This is a genomic window from Streptomyces yatensis, from assembly GCF_018069625.1.
GTDB classification, from domain to species: domain Bacteria; phylum Actinomycetota; class Actinomycetes; order Streptomycetales; family Streptomycetaceae; genus Streptomyces; species Streptomyces yatensis.
Genome location: NZ_CP072941.1, coordinates 981,012 through 1,002,862 on the forward strand (window position 1 = coordinate 981,012; position 21,851 = coordinate 1,002,862).

Sequence of the window (21,851 nt, forward strand, 5' to 3'; positions counted from 1 at the left end):
GGCCGGCCCGCCGGGACATCGGCCCGCGCATCCGCACCGAGCGGGTGCGGATGCGCGGTACCGAACGTCAGGTCACCGCCGCAGCGGTCCCTCGCAACTGAAGTCCGCGGTACCGGAGTTACCCGTCACGGTGGGCCGGCCGAAGCTGCAGTTCATATCGCCGAAGTCGACGGCGGCGGGCTCGGAACGGTCGAGCAGATCGGCGTCGACCGCCTCGGACATCTCCGTGAAGATCTTGTTGAGGCTGCCGGGATCGCTGAGGTTCGCGGTGATCCGGCCGGTGCAGACGAACCGCCCGTGCTCGCCGTCGCCGTTGTCCTTGCAGACGGGCTGGTTGCCGGTGGCCCGGGAGAAGGCACTCTGCGCCCCGGCGGCGTCGGTGAGCGTCAGGTTCTGGTTGGGCACGTACGTGGTGTCCGGTACGAACAGGTCGTCGACGATGGCTATCTGGGCGTCGAGGAACGCGTCGTACTGCAGCTGGAGGTTGACGTCCGCGCCCTGCTGGTTGCGCCAGTTGTCGAAGGCGACGGGGTCGTCGGCGCGGATGAACCGGTACATCTCCTGGAGCTTCGCCGGGTGGTCGCGCCACAGGAACTCGAAGAAGGTGCCCGCGTAGGAGTAGAAGCGGAAGCCGTCGCGGTCGTAGGTCGCGTGCAGCATCTCGTTGATCGTCATCCGCGGCCTGCCGCCCCGGGTGTCGTTGATGATGTCGCGGACCAGGGATTGGCGTACGCGGATGCCGTCGTCACGGGTCGAGCCGTCGAAGAACTCGGCGCTGCCCTCGTCCATGGCGGTCGTGCGGTCGGCCTCGTACCAGGGGCCCTCGCCGAAGGAGCCGGGGACGGCGAACCGGCCGTTGAGGTAGTGGGTGTACTCATGCCGGAAGAGCTCTTCCAGGGTGAGGGAGGAGTCCTGCGGCACTCGGCGCTGGTAGGTGTAGAAGGTCGCGCCCCGCTCGATGTAGACACCGCCGTTGTCGGTGCCCATGCCGGTGAGCATCGGATGGTAGACCTCGTAGTCGGAGCGTGAGGCGTACAGCACGATGGTGAGCGTGGTGTTCGGGTCGCCCGCAAGCGGCTCCTCGGTGCCGAGCACCCGGTGGAACTGGGCCCTGACCTGCTTGGACGCATAGTAGAGCTGATCGACGGTGGCGCGGTCGAGGGCGGTGCGGACCTTGATGCCGCCGTTGTCGTAGGAGTACGTGTTCGGGAAGATCCGCTTCTCGATGTCCTTCTTGCAGACGCCGTAGGGCTCGCACGCCTCGAGGGTGATGAGCCAGGAGACGACCTTGCCCCAGGGCGCGCTGCCCTCGCCGAAGTTCCGGACGGTGACGGGCAGCAGGGCTCCGAGGTCGGTGATGGTCTGCTGCCTCAGGGAGTCGATCTCGCCGAAGCGGCCGTACTCGAGGAGGGCGTCGCGGACGACCCAGGCGTTGGGGGTGTCCTTGAGGTGGGTGTAGTCGGCGAACGCCTTGAAGGCGGCACGGTAGCCGGGGTCGGCGGCGACCGCGGCCCGGAACTCCCCGTCCTGGTTGCCGGAGTAGACGCCCAGGTAGTTCAGCGAGAGCGCGGAGAGGGCGGCGTTGCCCCAGGACTGGTCCCTGCTGGTGGCGGTGTGTTCCGGGTCCATGGTGGCCAGGACGTTCTTGACCAGGCCGAGTTGGTACTGGCGTCCGCCGGGCCCGCTGCAGGCGATCAGGGCCTCGCGCAGGGTGTCGGCGTTGGCCCGGGTGCCGTCGAAGGTGCGGGGCGCGGCGCCGAAGGCGTCGACCGCGCCGCGCACCGCGTTGACGGTGGGGGCGTCGGTGGTGTCGATCTCGTCGTGCGAGAAGTCGTGGTAGGCCACCGCGTGCAGGTAGGTGAACATCTCGTACAGGTGACCGGTGTTCGCGCCGTCGTGGCCGGGGGCGAGGGAGGCGATGCGCCGGGCCACGGTCTGGACGTGCGCGTCGGACATGACGGGGATGAGCCGCGGGTCCCAGTTCCAGATGAGGTCACGCAGACAGCCGTCGGCGGTGACCGCGGGGTCGGCGAGGAAGTCGGCCAGCTGATCGGGGCTCAGCCCGGTGACGCCGTCGAGAGTGCAGGGGGCGACCGACGGCTTCCTGTGGTGGTGCGGGGTGGCCGGCCCGGACAGCGGGCCGGGCGGCCGTCCGTCGGTGGTGACGGAGCGCGGCGCGGGGGCCGGAGGAGCGCTCAACTGCGGTTCTCGCTTGAGGCGTTGGGCGTGGTCGAAGCGGTTGGCGGCGGGCCGCGGCGGGGGCTTCGGCGCCGCCTTCGGCTGCCACGGATGGGCGGATGGTGCGAGGTCCCTGGGGGCGGCCGCGGCGGCCTGCCCGAGGGGCATCACGAGCGCGGCGACGAGGGCCGCGGCCGGCAGGAGTCTGCGCGAGGAGCGCGGATGTAACACCTGAACCTCCAAGAGGCGGTGGGGGGTGAGTGGGCCCGAGGCACTGGCCTTCACTTCACGAGGTGTGACCTGTAACATAGTAATGTGAAATTGCACTGACAAGGCGTCAGGAAAAGGTCATCCAGATTTCCTTCACCGGAGGTGTCCGTGACCGCACGTGCCGCCCAACTCCACACCGGCAGCCATGATTTGCCCGTATCGGACGCCCTCGCCCGCTCGATGGCCGACGGCTGGGCCCCCACCCCACCCGCCGGTGACTCCCGCGTCCCCGGCTTCGAGCGGCTCACCGGCCGCCGGGCCCGGCTCACCGCCCGCTTCCCCGGCGAGCGGCTGCTCATCCCGGCCGGCGAGCTGAAGGTCCGCTCCAACGACTGCGACCACCGCTTCCGCCCGCACAGCGCGTACGCCTGGCTGACCGGGCTGACCGGCGAGGACCAGCCCGGCCACGTACTGGTCCTCGAGCCGGACGGCGAGCCGGTGCTCTACCTGCGGCCGCGGGCACCACGCGACGAGGGCGGGGAGTTCTACCGGGACCGCAAGTACGGCGAGTTCTGGGTCGGCCGCCGCCCCGACCTGGCCGAGGCAGAGCGGCTGACCGGCCTCCGCTGCGCCCACCTGGACGGCCTCGCCCGCCTCGGCCCCGGCCGGGACGCCACCCGCGATCCCGAACTCGCCGCCGCGCTCAGCGAGTTGCGCCTGGTGAAGGACCCATGGGAGGTGGCCCAGCTCCAGCAGGCCGTGGATCACACCACCACCGGATTCGAGGACGTCGTCCGCGCCCTGCCCTCGGCCCTGCGGCACCCCCGCGGCGAACGCTGGATCGAGGGCGTCTTCCAGCTGCGCGCCCGCGCCGAGGGCAACGGCACGGGCTACGAGACCATCGCCGCCGCCGGCGCCCACGCCTGTGTGCTGCACTGGACCCGCAACGACGGCCCGCTCGACCCGCGGCAGCTGCTGCTGCTCGACGCGGGCGTGGAGACCGACGCGCTCTACACCGCCGACATCACCCGCACCCTGCCCCTGTCCGGGCGCTTCTCCCCCGTCCAGCGCCGGGTCTACGAACTGGTGCTCGCCGCGCAGGACGCCGGGATCGCCGCCCTCAAACCGGGCGCGAGCTTCCGCGACTTCCACCGCGCCTGTTCCACCGTGCTCGCCGAGGGCCTCGCCGACTGGGGCGTACTGCGCATCCCCGCCGCCCAGGCGCTCACCGCCGAGAGCGGCCTCCACCGGCGCTACACCCTGTGCGGCTCCGGCCATATGCTCGGGCTCGACGTCCACGACTGCGCCCGGGCCCGCGCGGAGCAGTACCTGGACGGCGTCCTGGAAGAGGGCCAGGTCCTCACCGTCGAACCGGGCCTCTACCTCCAGCCCGACGACACGACCCTGCCACTCGAACTGCGCGGGATCGGGGTACGCATCGAGGACGATCTGGTGATCACGGCCGACGGTGCCCGTCTGATGTCAACGGCCCTGCCCCGCACGGCCGATGCGGTGGAGGAGTGGATGGACCGGCTGCTGACCCCGTCCGGCTGATCCGCGGTCGCGCGTCCAAGGGGTTCGGCGCCCGTCAGGGCACTCGCGCCGCCTCCCCGCGGCCCTGGGCCCACAGGGAGCGGACATGGCCGAGGTGGCGGGTCATGCAGGCCTCCGCCGCCTCGACGTCCCCGGCCAGCATCACATCGAGCAGTTCCACGTGCTCCTCGGCGGACGGCAGCAGCTGGTCGTGTTCGTCGAGCCAGGTCAGGCCGTAGAGACGGGAGCGCTTGCGCAGGTCGCTCACCGTCTCGACGAGACGGTCATTGCCATTGAGGCCCAGCAGTTCGAGATGGAAGCGGCGGTCGGCCTCCAGGTAGCCGACGAGGTCATGCGCGGCGGCCGCGTCGACGATCTCCAGGGCGATCGGGCGGAGCGCTTCGAGCTGGGCGCGGGTCGCGGTGCGGGTGACCCGGCCGACGACCGGGACCTCGATCAGCGCCCGGATCTCGGTGTACTGGTCGAGATCGCGCTCGCTCACCTCGGTGATCCGGAAGCCCTTGTTGCGCACCGGCTCGACCAGACCCTCGCGGGCCAGGTCGAGCATGGCCTCCCGCACCGGTGTGGCCGAGACCCCGAAGTCCGCGGCCAGACCGGGCGCCGAGTAGACCGTGCCCGGCCGGAGTTCACCGGCTATCAGGGCCGCACGCAGCTGATGGGCGACCTGGTCGCGCAGCCGGTGCTGAACGGTGGCCAGGCTCCGATGCTTGAGTTCACCCATCTCGGCCCTCCGAATGGCACGTCGAGTCGGCGCGGAGTGCCAGCGTACAATGTCACGTTGCGCCGACGGACCGACAACGGCCCTGCGGGGACCCGCCGGGGTCCGGGCTCAGGTGTCCCAGACCCGGCGGACCTGTTCGAAGCGGGTGGGCAGCGGTGGGCGGCGACCGGCGTACCGGGCGTTCGTACGGTGGACGAAGCGGCGCCAGGAGAGCACCAGCCCCTGCCGGGTGATGGGCAGCCCGGCGACCACGGTCACGCCGTTGTCATGGGTGTGGTGCACCGTCAGCAACAGCGCGTCCGGCACCGACCCCTCCAGCTCCGCGCAGAGCTCCTGCCGCACCCGCAGCCAGCGGCGCAGCACCAGCACGGTGCCGCGGTCCAGGCCGTGCCGGCGCGGGACGCGATGCTTGCCGTGCTCGATGGTCACCCATCCGGCGTCCAGGTCCAGCGCCGACATGGTGCAGCGCAGCAGCCCGCCGTACCGGGCGCCGCTGGCCCGCGCCAGGCCCACCACCACGGCCAGCCGTACGGTCTCCGGCTTCGCGCCGTCCTCCATCGCCCGCACCGACAGCTGCCGCCAGATCCACTCCGCCTCCGCCGCCTGGACCAGCGGCCGCGGATAGCGGTCCCGCGCCGTCTCCTTCGCCGTCCGCGGCTGGGACCGCGCTGCCATGTCCACCCCCTGGGAGCCTCGCGACCGCCACCGAGTCGCTTGGCACACTATTTCCTCCGTCGATGTCCTCGTCAAGGCCATCTCGGCGGTACGGTCGTCCGTGTGCGCCTTCTGCTGATGTCCGACACCCATCTCCCCCGGCGCGCCAAGGCGCTCCCCGGGGAGCTGCTGGAGCGGCTGCCGCACGCCGATGTGGTGATCCACGCGGGTGACTGGGTCGACCTCGCCACTCTCGATCTGCTCCAGGAGCGAGCGCGCCGGCTGATCGGGGTGTACGGCAACAACGACGGGCCCGAGCTGCGGGCGCGGCTGCCGGAGGTGGCCCGGGCCGAGCTGGCGGGGGTGCGGCTGGGCGTGGTGCACGAGACCGGGGCGGCGCGGGGGCGCGAGCGGCGCTGCGCCGAGCGGTTCCCGGACCTCGATGTGCTGGTGTTCGGCCACAGCCATATCCCGTGGGACTCCACGGCCGAGGGGCCGCGGGGGCCGCTGCGGCTGCTCAACCCGGGCTCCCCCACCGACCGGCGCCGGCAGCCGTACTGTACGTATCTGACGGCCGCGATCGAGGCCGGGCGGCTGACCGCCGTGGAGCTGCACCGGCTGCCGCCCCGCCGCTGACCGATCGCCGTTCCCCGGGTGTGATGGCCGCGCCCGTTTCCCTCCGTTCGCTCGTCTCTCTTTTCAGCCCCGGTGTCCGACAGGTCCTTTTCGGATGCCGAGGAGTGTGTGATGACGACGGTAAGTGGCGGGTCCGCGGGGCGATGGGCACTGGCGGCGGTGTCCGCGACCGTGTTCTGCGTCCAGCTGGACGCGTTCGCGCTGAACCTGGCCCTGCCCGGGATCGGGCGGGATCTGGGGGCGGCGGGCGGCGGCCTGCAGTGGGTGGTGAGCGGGTATCTGCTCGCGGCCGGCGCGCTGATGGCGGGCGCGGGGCGGCTGGGTGATCTGTACGGCCGCCGCCGGTTGCTGATGGCGGGGCTCGCGGTGTTCGGCGGGGCGTCGCTGGTCGGTGCGCTGGCCCCGTCGCTTCCGGTGCTGGTGGGCGCGCGGGTGGTGCAGGGCGCGGGCGGGGCGATGGCCATGCCAGCCGGTCTCGCGCTGCTGACCAATGCCTGCCCGCCTGGTTCGCGGGCGCGGGTCATGGGCCGGGCACTGGGGATCGGGGGCGTGGCCACGGTGTGCGGGCCCTACGTCGGCGGGGTGCTGACCGAGGCGGTGTCCTGGCGGGCGGTGTGCTGGCTGAACGTACCCCTCGCGCTGATCGCCGCGGTGTGCGCGGCATGGGCCGGGGAGTCGCGCGACACCACCGCGCCGGTGTCCGTGGACGTGGCGGGGCTGGTCACGGTGACCGGCGCGCTCGCGGCGCTCGCGGTCCTGGTCGACCGGGGGCAGCCGTGGGGCTGGGCCTCGGGCCGTTCGGCGGTGGCCGTGGCGCTGGCGGTCGGGCTCGGGGCCGTCTTCGTACGGCATGAGCGGGCGGCGGCGCATCCGCTGGTGGATCTCGCGCTGTTCGGCAACCGGCCCTTCGTGGCGCTCACGGCGGCGGGGGCGGCGGCCAATGCCGCGACCGTGGTCGTCCTGTTCGCGGTGCCCCTGGCGCTGCAGGGGCCGTGGCGGCTGTCGGCGGCGGGCGCGGGGGCGGCCTTCCTGGCCCCGGCGGCGGCGATGGCGCTGGCCGGGCCGGTGGCGGGGCGGATCGGCACGGCGTACGCGGTGCGGGCGATGGCCGGGGTCCTGGTGCTGGGGGCGGCGGCGCTGGGGGCCGCCGCCGCGGCGCCGACCCTGCCGGTCTTCCTCGTCGCGGTCACGGCCTGCGGGGCCGCGCTCGGGGTCGCGGGCGCCCTCACCCTCATCGCCACCCAGGCGGTGGTGCGGCCCGAGCGCGCCGGGGAGGCGTCGGGGGTGACCAAGACGGTCATCACCACCGCGGCGGGGCTGGGGGTGGCCCTGTCCGGATCCGCCGCCGACGCGCACGGCACCGCCGCGGCCACAGCGGTTAACGCGGTCCTGATGGCGGCCGGGGGCTGCTGTCTGGCCGGGGCCGCGCTTCTGGCGCTGACGACGGTACGGCCGCCCGGCGGGTCACGCGGAGGCCGGTCCGCCGCCGGCGGCTGCCCGGATTGAACCCCACAGCTCGGTGGAATAAAAAGTATTTAAGGTGCATATCGGATCTCGGCTCGGCGATCCGCGCCGAGCCCGACCAGACGAGGGCGCCATGACTTCTTCCCACCCCGAGAACGCCACCGCACCCGCCCCGGCCTCGCCCAGGTCAGCGGCGCATGTGCTCCGAGCCCACGATGTCGGTCTGCTGGTTCTCCGGCTCGGCGTCGGGCTGATCGTCGCCGCGCGCGGTGCACAGCACCTCTTCGGCTGGTGGGGCGGCCTGGGCATCGACAAGACGGCCGTGGCATTCGCGCAGTTCGGCTATCCGGCGCCCAAGGCCATGGCCGTGATCGCCGGGCTGACCGAGACCTTCGGCGGCCTCGCCCTCGCCGTGGGGCTGCTCACGCCGCTCGCCGGTGCGGCCGTCGCGGGCACGATGGCCAACGCCGTCGCCGCCGCCTCGCCGCTCGGCTATTTCGGCGGTTTCGAGTTCCCGCTGCTGGTCGGGGTCGGCGCCGCCGGGCTCGCGCTCTCCGGTGCCGGCCGGATCTCCGTCGACGCGTTCCTCCCCCTCCTGCGGTCGCAGCGACTGATCTACGGCATCTCCATGCTGGTGCTGGCGGCGATCCTGGCGACGGTGACGATCCTGCTCAGCAAGACCTGACGGCCACCGGGGCCGCCAGGAGCCCGGGCGCGGGGCCGCCAGGAGCCCGGGCGCGGGGCCACCAGGAGCCCGGGCGCGGGGCGGGGAGAAGGATCGCCGTCGCACGGGTGAACACCGCGGGCCGGTTCTCCGTATCGCTCTGTGTGCGTCCTGCCCATGGGACGCGCGCCGCCCGCACAGGCCGATACCGAGACCGGAGGCCCCGTCCATGAATGACCGGTTCATCCCTCCCATCCAGGCGCTGCCGGATGGCGACGCCGAAGTCCGCCTGGTGCTCCATCTGCCCTGGGAAGTGGTCGCCGCGCTGGGCCAGGAGGCCGGTCGGCTGGCGGCCCAGACGCAGCGGCCGGTGAGTCTCGACGAGGCGGTCAGCCATCGGCTGCGCCAGGGGACCCACACCCTCGGCGTCCACGCCAAGCCCGAGCGGGAGCGGACCCAGCCCGCGGCCACGCCGCCCCACCCCTCGCCGCCGCTGGCGGCCCGCTCCCCCGGTGAGCAGGCCCGGCAGGCGATCGAGAAGATCAACGGGTCGGCGCATCCGCACAACGGCACCGCGAACGGCAGCGCCGCCGCCGAGTCCACGGGCCCGCAGCACACCACCGGCGCCCCGGAACCGGCCCCGCCCGACACCCGGGGCATCCTGGAGCGCCCCACCAGGGCCACCGGGACGGTGAACGGCACGTCCACGGAGATGCCGAGATAGCACCGGACCCAGAACATCGGCCAACGGCTGGAATGGCCGCGGATACGAGGGTGCCGTCCCCCACCGGACGGCACCCTCGTATGTGCGGCACCTCGAAGGTGCGGGCCTCGCGGGCCTCCGGGCCCCTGGCCCTACTGCCCCTGGCCCTACTCGACGTGGTCCAGCGCCGCGGCGACGATGCCATCGCTGTCGATGCCGTGGTGGCGGTAGACGTCCTCGATCGCACCGGACTGGCCGAACCGGGTCACGCCGAGGGGGGTGACGGGCGTGTTCTGGATCGTGCCCAGGAAGGACAGGGTGTGCGGGTGGCCGTCCAGCACGGTGACCAGCGGTGTGGTCCGCTCGGCGGGGAAGACCTGGTCGAGGATCCAGGTCGGGTCCTCCGACAGGCCACGGCGGGCCTGCAGCGCGCGGAAGAGCAGGTCCGGGCTGGTCACGCATACGACATCGGCGCCGTGGCCGAGTGCCGCGAGCCGGTCGGCCGCGGCCAGGGCCTCCGGGACCAGTGCGCCCATCGCGGCGAGGGTCACCACCGGGTTCTCGTGCCGCCTCAGCCGGTAGGCTCCGGCGACCGCGTGCCGGCGGCGCCGCTCACGCGCGGCCGGGTCGGTCGGCACCGCGGCCGCGGACTGGTCGACGGGCCGGGTGGACAGCCGCAGGTAGGCCGAACTCCCGTCCGGACGGCCGAGGTTGCCGAGCGCGGCCAGCAGACACCATTCGGTGTCGATCGCGAAGGCGGGTTCGTAGGTGACACAGCCGGGCTGCTCGATGCCCAGTGACGGAGTGGTGATCGACTGGTGGGCACCGCCCTCGGGGGCGAGCGTGACGCCGGACGGCGTGCCGACCAGGATCGACTGGCCACCGGCGTAGATGCCGAAGGACCACGGCTCCAGCGCCCGGTTGACGAAGGGGTCGTAGACCACACCGATCGGCAGCAGCGGCTGGCCCCAGCGGCTCCAGGTGGTGCCCAGTTCGCCGAGCAGGCCGACCAGGTTGGTCTCCGCTATGCCCAGCTCCACATGCTGGCCCGTGGGCCGCTCCCGCCAGTGCAGGATCGTCTCGGCATCGTCGGCGAACCAGTTGGGGCGCTCGGTCGGCGACCACACCCCGACCTTGTTGAGCCAGCCACCGAGATTGGTGCTGGAGCTGACGTCGGGGCTGACGGTGACGATCCGCTCCGCCGCCTCCGGCGCCCGCCGGGTGAGGTCCAGCAGAACGCGCCCGAGTGCCTGCTGGGTGTTGCCGGTACCGGTCGGCGCCGGTCGGGCCAGGTCGGCGGGCACCTCGGGGGGCCGCCGCGACACGCGTCCGGGGCGGCGCAGCCGATCGGCGGCCGCGGCGCACAGGGCCGCTTCCGGCGAGCCGTCGCCGAAGGGCGCCCACGGGCGGTCGAGGTTCGTCCCCAGACGGTCGGCCAGCGCCTTCATCTGGTCGCCGGTCAGCAGTGAGGAGTGGTTCTGCGGATGGCCCTCGGTGGGCAGCCCGCAGCCCTTGACCGTGTACGCGAAGATCACGGTGGGGCGGGTGTCGTCCACGGCGTCGTACGCGTCCATGAGGGCGCGGATGTCATGGCCGCCCAGGTTGCGCACCGCCGCCAGCAGCGAGCCATCGTCCAGTGGCGCGATGAGGTCGGCGATCGGCCCGGCGGTGGAGCCGGTGCCGGGCAGGCGCTCACGCAGTTCGTCGGCGGAACAGCGCAGCAGGCGCTGGTATTCGGGGTTGCCCATGGCGTCGATACGGGCGCGCAGCGCCTCGCCGCCCGGCCGCGCGAACAACCCCTGCAGGAGCTGCCCGTACTTGAGGTTGATCACCTGCCAGCCGGCCGCGGTGAACATGCCCCGCAGCCGCTCCGCGGCGATACCGGGCACCACGCGGTCCAGGGACTGCCGGTTCAGGTCGACGACCCACACCACCTCGCCCAGGCCCGGCACCATCGGGTCCTGGATCGCCTCCCAGATCGCGCCCTCGTCCAGTTCCGCGTCGCCCAGCAGGGAGTACTGCCGTCCGGTACCGGCCCCGCCGAAATGCCCCTCCGCGTAGCGCCGCGCGATGGCCCCCCACAGGGGCGCGGTGGCGCCGATGCCGACCGAACCGGTGGAGTAGTCGACCGGGTCGGGGTCCTTGGACCGGCTGGGGTAGCTCTGCAGGCCCCCGAAGGCGCGCAGGGTGGTCAGATAGGACTCGTCCAGCTCGCCCAGCAGGTAGTTGATCGCATGCAGCACGGGCGAGGCGTGGGGCTTGACCGACACCCGGTCCTCGGAGGTCAGCGCGTGGAACCACAGCGCCGTCATGATCGAGGTCATCGAGGCGCTGGACGCCTGGTGACCGCCGACCTTCAGGCCCGAGGGGTTCGGCCGCACCCGGTTGGCATGATCGATGATCGCCGTGGACAGCCACAGCACGCGCCGTTCGACCGCCTCGAGCGCGGCGAGCTCCGCCTCCCGGGCGACGCCCGGGCCCTTGCCGCCGGCCGGCCTCGGCTCCGAGTTCATGACCGTCACAGAGCGCACCCCACTGTCCGCACCTTGCTTCCGCGAAAATTGACGTTGTGCTCCGCAAGTAGACAGATATTCCTTTGGATGCACAACATGTTCCCGCAGGACTGTGCATTCTGCTCAGACTCCGAGGCGGATGAGGGACATCGATTGGGCACCATGAGCGATGAGCGAGGCGTGGACGCCACCGACGCGCGGATCCTGCTCGCCCTTGCCGCCGATCCACGCGCCACCATCGTCGCCCTGGCCGAGCAGCTGGGGCTGTCCCGCAACACGGTCCAGGCCCGGGTGGCCAGATTGGAGCAGGGCGGCGCGCTGGACACCTTCGAGCGCCGGATCACCCCGAAGGCGCTGGGCCATCCCCTCACCGCGTTCGTCACCGCGCGGGTCCATCAGCACCGGTTGGCCGAGGTGTCCGAAGCGCTGGCGGGCATCGACGAGGTCGTGGAGGTCTTCGGCCTCAGCGGCGAGACGGATCTGCTGATACGGGTGGCCTCCACGGACGTGGAGGCCCTGTACGGCATCGCGGGACAGATCCTCGCCATCCCCGGCATCGAGCGCACCACGACGGCCCTGGCCATGCGCGAACTGGTGCCGCACCGCCTCACCCCGCTGCTGCGCCGCGCCGCGGCGGGTGGATAGCGGGCTGCAGGGGGACACGGCCCGGCCTACGACGAGGTCTTCGCTACCGTCCGAAGATGTCTTTCGCGGTGTGCGGAACACCCGTGGCTTTCCGTGGAGTTATCGATTCCGAATCCTGGGACTGTTACTTCAGTGTGGTCAGACTTCCCCCACACTCACGGGAGTTCGCATGCGCACTGCACGCGCACGCAGACCACTGACCTCTCTTCTCACCGCGCTGGCGGCGGCCTGTCTCGCCGTCACCGCGGCGCCCGCCGCGCAGGCGGCTCCGACCGGGGCGGAGGCGGCCGGAAAGTACATCGCGCTCGGCGACTCGTACGCCGTCGCGCCCGGCACCCGGACCTATGACGACCCGAACGACGCCTGCCGGCGCGGGCCGCTGTCCTACCCGCGGCTGTGGGCGGCGCAGCACACCTCGTACTCCTTTGTGGAGGCGTCCTGCTCCGGCGCGACCGCCGCGGAGGTCAAGAGCCGGCAGGTGCCTCAGCTCACCGCGGACGCGACGCTGGTGACGGTGCAGGCCGGCGGCAACGACGTGGGCTTCGTGAGCGTTCTGCAGAACTGCATCCTCACCCTGGACGACAAGGACTGCGTCGCCGGGGTGGATGCCGCGAAGGCGGCGGCGACCGGTGTGCTGCCGGGCACGCTGGCCGACACCTACACGGCCATCAAGGGAGCCGCGCCGGGCGCCAGGGTGGTCGTGGTGGGGTATCCCCGGCTGTACAAGATCGGCGGCAGCTGCGGCATCCTCGGGCTGAGCGACACCGAGCGCAGCGCGCTGAACTCGGCGGCCGACGTCCTCAACACCGTCCTCGCGCAGCAGGCCGCGAACGCGGGCTTCACCTTCCTCGACCCGCGGCCGGCCTTCGACCCGCACACCATCTGCTCGGGGAACACCACCTGGGTGACCAGCCTGGAGTGGGACAAGCTGAACGAGTCGTACCACCCGAACCAGGCCGGGCACCGCGACGGTTACCTGCCCGCGCTGAACGCCATCACGGGCTGACGGCGGCAGCCGTCCGTTCCGGGCCCCGGGCCGCCTCGTCAACGCGGGGGCCCGGGGCGCTCGTTCACAGTGTCAGGTGCGCGTCGGGGCCCGGGGGCCGGTCGTCCACGGCGGGCACGAGCATCTGGGAGGCGGCGAGTTCGCGGTAGAGGGTGTCGGCGCCGACCAGGTCCTCGTGGGAGCCCGCGGCGCGAATCCCGCCGTCCTCCAGCACGATGATCTGCTCGGCGTCGGTGACCGTGGACAGGCGGTGGGCGATCAGGATGACGGTGCAGCGGCGCGCGGCCTGGTCCACCGCTTCCCGCAGGGCCTGTTCGTTGCTGGCGTCGAGCTGGGCGGTGGCCTCGTCGAGCAGCAGGACCTCGGGCCTGCGCAGCAGGGCACGCGCGATGGCGAGGCGCTGGCGCTCCCCGCCGGAGAGGGTGACGCCGCGGTTGCCGACCTCCGTGTCCAGGCCGTCGGGCAGCCTGGCGATCAGGGAGTCGAGCCGGGTCAGGCGCAGTACCTCGGCGATGTCCTCGTCGCCGGCGCCGGTCGCGGCGTAGCGGAGGTTGTCGCCGAGGGTGCCCGCCATGACCGGGGACTCCTGCTCGACGTAGGCGATGCGGCGGCGGACCTCGGCACGGGACATGCGGGCGATGTCCTGGCCGCCGATCCGGATGGCGCCCGCCTGCGGTTCGTAGAAGCGCTGGAGCAGCGCGAACATCGTGGTCTTGCCGGCGCCGGAGAGGCCGACCAGGGCGGTGCGGGTGGCGCCGGGCACGGTGAAGCTGATGCCGCGCAGGGCCGGGCCGCGCCCCGGGTAGGCGAAGTGGACGGCGTCGAACTCGACCGGTGGCGCCGGTGCCGACCGCGCGGCGTGTGGCGCCACCCGCTCGGGGAGGTCCACGTCGTCCTCGGCCGGCAGATGCTTGACCTGCTCGATGCGGACGATGGCGCCGAGGCCCTGCTGGAGCATGCCGAGGCCGCCGAGGAGCGAGGCGATCGGGCTGGCCAGGTAGAAGACGTAGAGCAGGAAGGCGATGAGCTGGGAGGCGTCGAGGTCCCCGGAGGCCACCAGGGCACCGCCGACGCCGAGCACCGCCAGGAAGGCCGCCTGGATGGCGACGCCGGACAGGACCTGGACCAGGGCGACATACTTGGCGCCGGTCAGACCCGCCTGGTACGCCTCCTGGACGGCGGCCTCGGCGCGGGCGGTCTCCCGGGATTCGGCGCCGTTGGCCTTGACGGTGCGGGCGGCGCCGAGTGAGCGGTCCAGGGCGGCACCGATGGCGCCGACGGAGCTCTGGGCGCGGGCGACGGCCTCGCGGATGCGCGGCAGGATCAGTCCGAGGAGCGCGCCGGTGCCGAGCAGGACCGCGAGGGTGACGCCGAGCAGGCCGAGGTGGACCGTGCCCATCAGCACGATGGCGCCGACGACGGTGAGCAGCCCATTGGTGATCATGACCAGGCCCTGGGTGGCGGCGTTCTGCACCAGGGCGCTGTCGGAGGTGACACGGGCGACCAGATCGCCGGGCGGACGGCGGTCCAGCTCGGGGATCTTCAGCCGGATGAGGCGGAAGACCAGGTCGCGGCGGATGGAGCGGACGACCTGCTCCGAGGTGCGCTGCTGCCACCAGGACTGAAGTCCGGTCAGGACGGCGCCCGCCACCACCAGGACGCCGAGCAGGACCAGCGGCCCGGTGACCGCCGTGTCGTCGGCAAGGGCGTCCAGGACCGCCCGCGCCACCAGCGGCTGGACGAGCCCGCAGCCGCTGGCGGCCAGGGCGAGCAGGAGCGAGCCGAGGAGGACGAACCGGTAGGGGCGGGCCTGCTGGAGCAGCGCCCGCAGCGGGCGGATGCCGGAGTCCGGCAGCCCGTCGGACGCGGGGCTCGGCGCCTGCGGCGGAGGCATCGGGTGGGCTGTGGTCATGGGGTGCTCCGGGATGGGGGATGCGTTCAGCGGCCCGCGGCTGCCGCCGGGTGCGCCGTGACGAGCTGTTCGAGGTGGTCGGCGGCGGCGTGCCGGCCGCCCGCGGCGCGCAACGACCTGCCGATGGCCGCCGCCGCGGTGCGGTGCCCACCGGTGTCGTCCAGGACCGTGCGCAGCGCCTCGGCGAGCTTGGGCGCGTCCACCCGTCCGAAGCGCACCCGGATACCGGCGCCCGCCTGGGCCACCTGGCGTGCCACGATCGGCTGGTCGTCCCGGATCGGGGCGATCACCAGCGGCAGCCCGTGCCAGAGGGTCTCGCAGACAGTGTTGTGGCCGCCGTGGCTGACCACCGCCCTGGCCCGGCCGAGCAGTTCGAGCTGGGGGACGTAGGGGCGCACCAGGATGCCGGGCGGCGGGTCGGTGAGTTGGCCGCCGGGGTCCGCGACGACGCCCTGCACCCGGTCGGCGAGCAGGTGCAGCGCTCCGGCGGCCTCGTGGAGGAAGCGTGCGCCGGCGTCGCTGTTGGCGGTGCCGAGCGAGACGAAGACCAGGTCGCGGGAGGGGTCGAGGGCCTCCCAGGGGAAGTCCGGGTCCCCGGGCCGGTCGGCGATGGCCGGGCCGACCAGATGGACCCGCTCCCAGGGCAGGGTGGCCTCGTCGCCGACGAGTTCCCGGCTGGTGAAGGCGAGGACGCCGTACGGGGAGAAGCGCGGGTCGTGCGTTGCGGCCGGGTCGCCGATCGCCGCCCGCAGTGCGTCCAGCCGGCCGGTCAGCCAGGCGGCCACCTTGGGCAGATCGGCCAGCGGGTCGATGAGTTCGGCCGAGGTGGTGGCCGAGGTGAAGTACGGGACGCCGAGGCGTTCGCACACCAGGGCGCCGGCCACCGCGTGCTGGTCGGTGACGACCGCGTCCGGGCGGAAGGCGCGCACCGCGCTCGCCACGCCGGGCGCCATCGCCTCGGCGAGCGGGATGAAGAAACCCTCCCAGAGGAAGCGGAAGGCGGCCGGGCCGGTCAGGGTCGGCGGGCGGACCAGTTCGCCGGCTTCGGGGAGCACGCACTCGTGGACGACGGCGGCGGGTCCGGCCGCGTCGCGGATGCGGTCGGCGTAGCCGCACCACTCGACCTCGTGGCCGCGAGCGGTCAGCTCGGCGGCCACGGCGACGAGCGGGTTGATGTGCCCGGTCAGCGGCGGTGCGACCAGGAGGAAGCGGCTCATCCGGCCGCTCCGGCCCAGGCGCCCGACCGGCGCGCGTGGTGCTCGCGCACCCAGTCCACGACGAGGTCACGGGTGCGGCCGGGCTGTTCGACCAGGACCGAGTGGCCCTGGTCCGGAAGGACCACGGTGCGGCACTGTGCGACCTTGGCCTCCAGCTCCGGCACCTGGGCGCTGAGCCCGGAATCGCTGCCGAAGACGGCGAGCAGCGGGCAGCGCAGCGCGGACAGGTCGTCGTCGATGAGCCGTCCGGCCGGGACGTCCTCGGCCAGCGTGGTGGTCTGCAGAATGCGCGCGGCCGTGCGGGAGAGCCGGGCGGTGTGCGCCCCGTAGCGCTCCTTGATCCACTCGATGGCGTGGTCGTGGACCAGGTCACGGCGGGCGTGCGCCAGGCCGTCCGCGATATGGGTGGCCCAGGTGGCCACCGGCGGCTCGGACTCGATCATGGTGAGGGTGGCGGTGCGGTCCGGGTGCCAGGCGGCGAACCCCGCGGCGACGGTGCCGCCGAAGGAGTTGCCGACCAGGTGCACCGGGCGGTGCTCGCCCAGGGCGTCCAGGAGCAGCGCCAGGTCCTCGACGAAGTGCTCCAGGCGGTAGCCGGTGGGCGGCCGGTCGGTGCGGCCGTGTCCGCGCAGGTCGTACATCACGGTGTCCATGCCCGCCGCGGACAGCGCCGGGCCGAGGGTGAAGTAGTAGCTGGCGAGCGAGTCCGTGAGCAGACCGTGCACGAGGACGACCACCGGGGGCTCGCCCTCGGCGGCCGCGCCCGCGCGCAGTTCCTGCACATGGGTGGTGATGTCGCCGGTGGGTGTCTTCGCCATCCGGTCAGCTCTCCTCGGTGGCGCGGAGCGAGGCGGTGACGTAGTCGGCGAGCTGACCCACGGTCAGCGCGATGATCTCGTCGAGTTCCAGGTCCGCGATGAACAGGGCGAGGTTGACGCGCTCGCCGTAGTGCTCGCGCAGCAGGCCGGCGAGGGTGACCAGGTCGATGCTCTCCAGCTCCAGGTCGTCGTGGAACAGCGTCTCGCGGCTGATCTCGGCGTCCTCCAGACCGGCGTCGGGCAGCTCGCGCAGCGTCGCGGCGATCTGTGCGAGGACGGTGTCCTCATCGATGCTGAGGGCCTTGGGGGTGGTCGCCTCAGTGGTCATGCTGGCTCTCCTGACTGACTGGCTCGGCGCCGCCCGTGGTCCAGGCGACGACATAGTTCCGTTCGGGCAGCCCCGCGGGGGCCACCACCTGATCGCAGCGCACTTCCCAGGCGCGGCCCGCGTGTTCCACCCGCAGCAGGTCGGGACGGGCGGCGGTGACCCGGTACTCCTGAGGTCGTCCGCCGAGCCCCGTACCGCGCTCCTTCGCGACGGCTTCCTTCGCCGCCCAGAAACGGGTGAACCACAGGTCTTCGCTCTCCTCGCCCGCGGCGGCGGTACGGGCGAGGAGCGCGCGCTCCTCGGGGCCGCAGGCCGCCGCGACGGCGGCGGCGGGCCGGGCGGTGACCTCTTCGAGGTCGATGCCGCAGGGTCCGCGGCGGGCCAGGGCGACCGCCGCCTCGGCGCTGTGCGCGAGGGAGACCGTCAGGCCCGGGCCGATGTTGCGGCCGTGCACACCGGTCACCACGGGCCGGCCGGCCGCGTCGTTGTGCAGGGCGATCTCGGCCGGGTAGATGTCGCCCGCGCCCTCCGCCCAGAGCAGCCTGCGGACCGCGTCCTTGGCGGCGATGCGGCCGAGCAGATGGCGGCGCTTGCGGGTCGGAGGCTGGTCCGCGTAGCGGTCGCGTTCGGCGCCGCCGAGCACATTGCGCATGATCAGGTCGCGGGTGGCGAGATCGGGCCAGCGCTCATGGGCCAGGCTCCATCCCCCGGTGCGCTCCTCGGAGAGGGTGTTCCGGCCGGGAAAGCGGTCCATCAGACGCATGCCGGGGTCGGTGTCGAAGCGCCGGTCGGTCCAGCCCGCGCACTCGGCCCAGACCCGGCCGTCGTGGACGAGCTGCATATCGGCGGTGAGGGTGGTGGGGGTGACCTCGCGGATGCGGATATGGCAGTCCAGGGCGGTGCCGGCGGCCGGTTCGGGGCCGTGGAAGGCGATCCGGGCCATGCCGACCGGGAAGACCGTGGTGCGTTCGGTGAGGGTGGCCATGATCCAGTAGCCGAGGAGCTGGCCGACGTTGTCGAGGAGCGCGCCGGGTGGTCCGGGCGCGGTGAGGACGCCGCGCACATGCCGTTCACCGATCGCGGTGAGTTCGGTGACGCCCTGGAAGGCGGGGCCGTGGAACATCCACCGCTCGGTGTAGAGCTGTTCGGCGGCCAGTTCGGGGACCCGTTCGCGGGCCTGGTCCACCGGCCACACGGCGGGCGGCTCGGCGGGTCCCGGGGCGAACTGGACCTCGGCGCCCGCGAAGCCGGTGAGCCCGACCTCGATCCGGTCCGGAGCCGAGCGGCGCACCGCGACGGGCACGTCACGAGCGGGGATGGCCTCGATCCACTTCTGGAGCCGCACGTTGTGCACGGCCACCACCCGCTGTCCGCTCTGGCTGGGCATCGCCTCTTCCGCGATCCGGACGAGGTGGTCGATGACGGTGGTCGCGGGCACGATCGGCCACCGGTCGGCCTCGTCGGGCCAGCCGGGCCGTTGGCGGAAGAAGCAGTGGTCGCGGAGGTACGGCATCCGGTCCACGTCGATCCGCAGGGCGGCGGGGACGGCCGCGAGGCCGTCGGCGCCGGTGGAGCCGCTGGAGCCGCTGGAGCTGTTCGGGCTGACCGCCCGCGGTGCGACGGCGCCGGACCGCGGGGCCGGGGGCCGGTGACGCGCCGGGACCCGGGGGCCGCGGCGCCGCCCCAGCGCGTCGAGGAGTTCCGCGGCGACAGCGTTGGTGTCGGTGAGCAGCGCGGAGAACTCGGCGGCCACCGGGTGGTGTCCGCCGGCGTGGCCGGACCGGTCGAGCGCGCCGGTGTGGGCCTCGGTTCGGGCGGCCGGGACAGCCGGGCGCCGGGGCCGCGCGGTGCGGTCCGGTGTCGTGACGAGGAGACCGTGTCCGGCGGCGGGGAGGGAGACCAGGGCGCCGCCGAGGTCGAGCTTCATCCCGGCGCGGCGTACCGGGCGGATGCTCGAACTCGCCCGATCACCAGGAGGGTTGAGCGGGGTGACGTCCGGGTCGGCGCCCTCGGTCCACAGCGCGGTCGTCACCCGGCGGAGCTGGGCGAGGCTGTCGCGGGAGGTGGAGTGCGCGGGCACCACCAGGCGATCGCGGCCCGCGAGGGTGTCGTCGATGAGGGAGCCGAGCTGGCCCGCGCCCAGGGTCAGGAAGGCCCGGAAGCCCGCCTCGTACATCCGCAGGACGAGTTCGCGGAAGCGGACCGGTTCGAGCAGGTGGCGCACGAACAGCTCGCGGACCGCCTCCGGTTCGGCCGGGAAGGGAGCGGCGACGGTCGCGGACCACAGCGCGGTGTGCGGTGGGTGCAGGGTGTACCGCTCGGCCGCCTCGCGGATCGGGTCCAGGTAGGGGGCGAGCATCGGGGTGTGGAAGCCGGAGCGGAAGGGCAGCACCTGCGCGATGACGCCCTGGGTGCGGAAGTCGGCCACCAGCTCGGCGACGGCCTCCTCGGGTCCGCAGATCATCGACTGGTTGGGGGCGTTGTCGTGGCTGAGGACCACGTCCTCGCGGCCGGTGAGCCGGTCGAGGACCCGGTCGGCGGCGGTGCCGAGGACGGCGAAGGCCAGGCCGGGCACCCGCAGCGCGTCCGGGTCGAAGCCGGCCAGGAAGGCGTCCACCTCCTCGGGGGTGTGCACCCCGGCCGCCGCCATCGCGGTCCACTCCCCCACGCTGTGCCCGGCCACGGCGTCGGGCGCCACGTCCAGGCGGCGCAGCGCGGTGTCGAGGAGCCGGCCCAGCTGGAAGACGGCGGCGCCGTGCCGGCCGACGTCGCCGACCTCGGCCTCCTCGTCGTAGGACCAGTCCAGGCCGAGCCGGGCGGCGAGTTCGTCGACCTTGGGGGTGAACTCGGCTTCCAGGCCCGGGAAGACGAAGGCGGTGCGCCCACCGGCCGGGCCGAGCACCGGGCGCGGGGTGAACCACACATCGCCGCGCCCGCGCCAGGGCTCGCCCTTGCCGACCGCCCGGCGCGCCGTTTTCAGGCGGCGTGCCGTGGGGTCGACGATGCCGAGCCGCACCGGGCCCGCCGCGGGCGAGCCCGTCTCGGGCAGGCTCGCGGCGAGCACCGCGCCGTCCTCGGCGTCGAGCCGGGCGGCCAGTTCCTCGGGGGTGCGGGCGGCCAGCCGCAGTACGCGCTCCGGCTCGCCGACGGTCACCCGCGGGCGGCGGCCGCGGACCGCGGCGGGCTGTTCGAGTACCACGTGTGCGTTGATGCCTCCGAAGCCGAAGGCGTTGACCGCGGCCCGGCGCGGGGCGCCGCCCGCGACCTCGTCCCAGGGACGGGCGGTGGCGAGCGTGGTGAACCGGGTGGCTTCGAGGGCCGGGTTGGGGTCGTCGCAGTGCAGGGTGGGCGGCAGCGTCTCGTGGTGCAGGGCGAGCGCCGCCTTGATCAGACCGGCCACGCCGGCGGCCGGCATGGTGTGCCCGATCTGCGACTTCACCGAGCCGATGACGGCGCGCCCGGCGGTCGCGGGGCCGAACACCTCGGCCACCGTACGGAGTTCGGCGCCGTCCCCGGCGGCCGTCGCGGTGCCGTGCGCCTCGAGGAGCTGGAGCGCGTCGGCGGCGCGCGGGTCGAGCCCGGCGGCCTCCCACGCCTGGCGGACGGCACGGATCTGGCCGCCCGGGTCGGGGTTGAACAGGCTCGCGGAGCGGCCGTCGCCGGCCACTCCGGTGCCGCGGATCACCGCGTAGATCCGGTCCCCGTCGCGCCGCGCGTCCGCCAGCCGCTTGAGGACGACCACGCCGGTGCCCTCGCCGATCAGGACGCCGTCCGCGTCCCGGTGCAGCGGGCGGATGCGCTCGCTCGGGGACAGCGCGCCGAGCTGGCTGAAGACGCTCCACAGGGTGAGGTCGTGGCAGTGGTGCACCCCGCCCGCGAACATCACATCGCAGCGCCCGGAGGTGAGTTCGCGTACCGCGTGGTCCACGGCGACCAGCGAGGAGGCGCAGGCGGCGTCCACGGTGTAGGCGGGTCCGCGCAGATCGAGCCGGTTGGCGACGCGGGAGGCGACCAGATTGGGCACCAGGCCGATCGCGGACTCCGGCTCCTCGGGTCCGAGCCGTTCGCAGAACCCGGCGCGCACCGACTCCAGCTGGGCTTCGTCGAGTTGGGGGGCCAGCTCGCGCAGGGTGAGCACGAGCTGGTTGGCGGTGCGGACCCGCTGGTCCAGGCGGACCAGGCCCGGTGTGAGGTAGCCGCCGCGGCCGAGGACGATCCCGGCGCGTTCGCGGCGGGCGGGCAGGACGGACTCACCGCCCGCGTCCTGAAGGGAGCGGTACGCCACGTCGAGCGCGATGAGCTGGTCGGGGTCGGTGGCGGGCACCGACCTCGGCATGATCCCGAAGCGCGTCGGGTCGAACTCGGCGCCGCTGTCCACGAATCCGCCGCGACGGCAGTAGAACCGGTCACTGCGCCGCCCGGCGGCAGGGTCGGTCGCCGCGGCCGGGTCGTAGAAGAGCGGGTCCCAGCGGTCGGCGGGCACCTCGGTGATGGCGTCCGCGCCGGTGGTGATGTTGTGCCAGTAGGCGGCCAGATCGGGGGCACCGGGGAGGAAGACCTCCATGCCGACGACGGCGATCGGCTCACCCTGTGGCTCGGGCCCGCCGAGGGGTGCGGGGGTGGGCATC

At 73.3% G+C, this 21,851-nt stretch carries 16 protein-coding genes; 7 read left to right on the forward strand and 9 right to left on the reverse strand.

What is annotated here, in order from left to right:
* Window positions 1-72 precede the first annotated feature (72 nt).
* Window positions 73-2,409, reverse strand: a complete 2,337-nt coding sequence (locus tag J8403_RS03765) for a collagenase (RefSeq protein ID WP_211121846.1) — start codon at window positions 2,407-2,409, stop codon at window positions 73-75.
* A gap of 147 nt (window positions 2,410-2,556) precedes the next feature.
* Between J8403_RS03765 and J8403_RS03770 the strand changes: the two genes are divergently transcribed.
* On the forward strand, window positions 2,557-3,942 hold the full coding sequence (locus J8403_RS03770) for an aminopeptidase P family protein (protein WP_211121847.1): 1,386 nt from the start codon (window positions 2,557-2,559) through the stop codon (window positions 3,940-3,942).
* A 34-nt stretch (window positions 3,943-3,976) separates the two neighbouring features.
* Here the strand turns inward: J8403_RS03770 and J8403_RS03775 are convergent, their stop codons facing one another.
* Window positions 3,977-4,663 carry a GntR family transcriptional regulator gene (locus J8403_RS03775; RefSeq protein WP_211121848.1) on the reverse strand — a complete coding sequence of 229 codons (687 nt, stop codon included), beginning with the start codon at window positions 4,661-4,663 and terminating at the stop codon, window positions 3,977-3,979.
* Window positions 4,664-4,771: 108 nt separating this feature from the next.
* Window positions 4,772-5,338, reverse strand: coding sequence for a tyrosine-type recombinase/integrase (locus J8403_RS03780; protein WP_211121849.1), 567 nt, complete (start codon window positions 5,336-5,338; stop codon window positions 4,772-4,774).
* 102 nt (window positions 5,339-5,440) lie between these two features.
* Between J8403_RS03780 and J8403_RS03785 the strand changes: the two genes are divergently transcribed.
* From J8403_RS03785 to J8403_RS03800, 4 genes are all read left to right on the forward strand, one after another.
* On the forward strand, window positions 5,441-5,953 hold the full coding sequence (locus J8403_RS03785; protein WP_211121850.1) for a metallophosphoesterase family protein: 513 nt from the start codon (window positions 5,441-5,443) through the stop codon (window positions 5,951-5,953).
* A 111-nt stretch (window positions 5,954-6,064) separates the two neighbouring features.
* Entirely contained in the window at window positions 6,065-7,459 is a 1,395-nt protein-coding gene (locus tag J8403_RS03790) for an MFS transporter (RefSeq protein ID WP_211121851.1), read from the forward strand.
* 91 nt (window positions 7,460-7,550) lie between these two features.
* Complete coding sequence (locus tag J8403_RS03795) at window positions 7,551-8,102, forward strand: DoxX family protein (RefSeq protein WP_211121852.1); 552 nt, start codon at window positions 7,551-7,553, stop codon at window positions 8,100-8,102.
* Between the two features lie 208 nt (window positions 8,103-8,310).
* Window positions 8,311-8,805, forward strand: a complete 495-nt coding sequence (locus J8403_RS03800; RefSeq protein WP_211121853.1) for a hypothetical protein — start codon at window positions 8,311-8,313, stop codon at window positions 8,803-8,805.
* Between the two features lie 146 nt (window positions 8,806-8,951).
* On the opposite strand, the gene J8403_RS03805 is transcribed toward J8403_RS03800, so the two are convergent.
* On the reverse strand, window positions 8,952-11,297 hold the full coding sequence (locus J8403_RS03805; RefSeq protein ID WP_211128063.1) for a transketolase-like TK C-terminal-containing protein: 2,346 nt from the start codon (window positions 11,295-11,297) through the stop codon (window positions 8,952-8,954).
* Window positions 11,298-11,459: 162 nt separating this feature from the next.
* Between J8403_RS03805 and J8403_RS03810 the strand changes: the two genes are divergently transcribed.
* Together J8403_RS03810 and J8403_RS03815 are read left to right on the forward strand one after the other, a co-directional pair.
* Window positions 11,460-11,942, forward strand: a complete 483-nt coding sequence (locus J8403_RS03810; protein ID WP_211121854.1) for an Lrp/AsnC family transcriptional regulator — start codon at window positions 11,460-11,462, stop codon at window positions 11,940-11,942.
* Between the two features lie 169 nt (window positions 11,943-12,111).
* Complete coding sequence (locus tag J8403_RS03815; protein WP_211121855.1) at window positions 12,112-12,948, forward strand: SGNH/GDSL hydrolase family protein; 837 nt, start codon at window positions 12,112-12,114, stop codon at window positions 12,946-12,948.
* Between the two features lie 64 nt (window positions 12,949-13,012).
* Here J8403_RS03815 and J8403_RS03820 read toward each other — a convergent pair whose 3' ends face one another.
* From J8403_RS03820 to J8403_RS03840, 5 genes are read right to left on the reverse strand one after another with little or no spacing between them, the layout of a single operon-like run.
* Window positions 13,013-14,860, reverse strand: coding sequence for an ABC transporter ATP-binding protein (locus J8403_RS03820; protein ID WP_211121856.1), 1,848 nt, complete (start codon window positions 14,858-14,860; stop codon window positions 13,013-13,015).
* Between the two features lie 26 nt (window positions 14,861-14,886).
* Window positions 14,887-16,077, reverse strand: a complete 1,191-nt coding sequence (locus J8403_RS03825) for a glycosyltransferase (protein ID WP_211121857.1) — start codon at window positions 16,075-16,077, stop codon at window positions 14,887-14,889.
* Window positions 16,074-16,895: an alpha/beta fold hydrolase gene (locus J8403_RS03830; protein ID WP_211121858.1), complete on the reverse strand. Its 822-nt coding sequence runs from the start codon at window positions 16,893-16,895 to the stop codon at window positions 16,074-16,076. The genes J8403_RS03825 and J8403_RS03830 overlap by 4 nt, the downstream gene beginning before the upstream one ends.
* A 4-nt stretch (window positions 16,896-16,899) precedes the next feature.
* Window positions 16,900-17,223, reverse strand: a complete 324-nt coding sequence (locus tag J8403_RS03835; protein WP_211121859.1) for an acyl carrier protein — start codon at window positions 17,221-17,223, stop codon at window positions 16,900-16,902.
* Window positions 17,213-21,850 (reverse strand): type I polyketide synthase, encoded by a 4,638-nt coding sequence (locus J8403_RS03840; protein WP_211121860.1) that lies wholly within the window; start codon window positions 21,848-21,850, stop codon window positions 17,213-17,215. The genes J8403_RS03835 and J8403_RS03840 overlap by 11 nt, the downstream gene beginning before the upstream one ends.
* Window position 21,851: the final 1 nt, after the last annotated feature.

What these genes read in the sequence shown, in the direction of transcription:
- J8403_RS03775 (WP_211121848.1), bottom strand. Translation starts at nt 4,663, where the DNA reads ATGGGTGAACTCAAGCATCGGAGCCTGGCCACCGTTCAGCACCGGCTG.
- J8403_RS03780 (WP_211121849.1), bottom strand. Translation starts at nt 5,338, where the DNA reads ATGGCAGCGCGGTCCCAGCCGCGGACGGCGAAGGAGACGGCGCGGGAC.
- J8403_RS03790 (WP_211121851.1), top strand. Translation starts at nt 6,065, where the DNA reads ATGACGACGGTAAGTGGCGGGTCCGCGGGGCGATGGGCACTGGCGGCG.
- J8403_RS03795 (WP_211121852.1), top strand. Translation starts at nt 7,551, where the DNA reads ATGACTTCTTCCCACCCCGAGAACGCCACCGCACCCGCCCCGGCCTCG.
- J8403_RS03800 (WP_211121853.1), top strand. Translation starts at nt 8,311, where the DNA reads ATGAATGACCGGTTCATCCCTCCCATCCAGGCGCTGCCGGATGGCGAC.
- J8403_RS03805 (WP_211128063.1), bottom strand. Translation starts at nt 11,297, where the DNA reads ATGAACTCGGAGCCGAGGCCGGCCGGCGGCAAGGGCCCGGGCGTCGCC.
- J8403_RS03810 (WP_211121854.1), top strand. Translation starts at nt 11,460, where the DNA reads ATGAGCGATGAGCGAGGCGTGGACGCCACCGACGCGCGGATCCTGCTC.
- J8403_RS03815 (WP_211121855.1), top strand. Translation starts at nt 12,112, where the DNA reads ATGCGCACTGCACGCGCACGCAGACCACTGACCTCTCTTCTCACCGCG.
- J8403_RS03820 (WP_211121856.1), bottom strand. Translation starts at nt 14,860, where the DNA reads ATGACCACAGCCCACCCGATGCCTCCGCCGCAGGCGCCGAGCCCCGCG.
- J8403_RS03825 (WP_211121857.1), bottom strand. Translation starts at nt 16,077, where the DNA reads ATGAGCCGCTTCCTCCTGGTCGCACCGCCGCTGACCGGGCACATCAAC.
- J8403_RS03830 (WP_211121858.1), bottom strand. Translation starts at nt 16,895, where the DNA reads ATGGCGAAGACACCCACCGGCGACATCACCACCCATGTGCAGGAACTG.
- J8403_RS03835 (WP_211121859.1), bottom strand. Translation starts at nt 17,223, where the DNA reads ATGACCACTGAGGCGACCACCCCCAAGGCCCTCAGCATCGATGAGGAC.
- J8403_RS03840 (WP_211121860.1), bottom strand. Translation starts at nt 21,850, where the DNA reads ATGCCCACCCCCGCACCCCTCGGCGGGCCCGAGCCACAGGGTGAGCCG.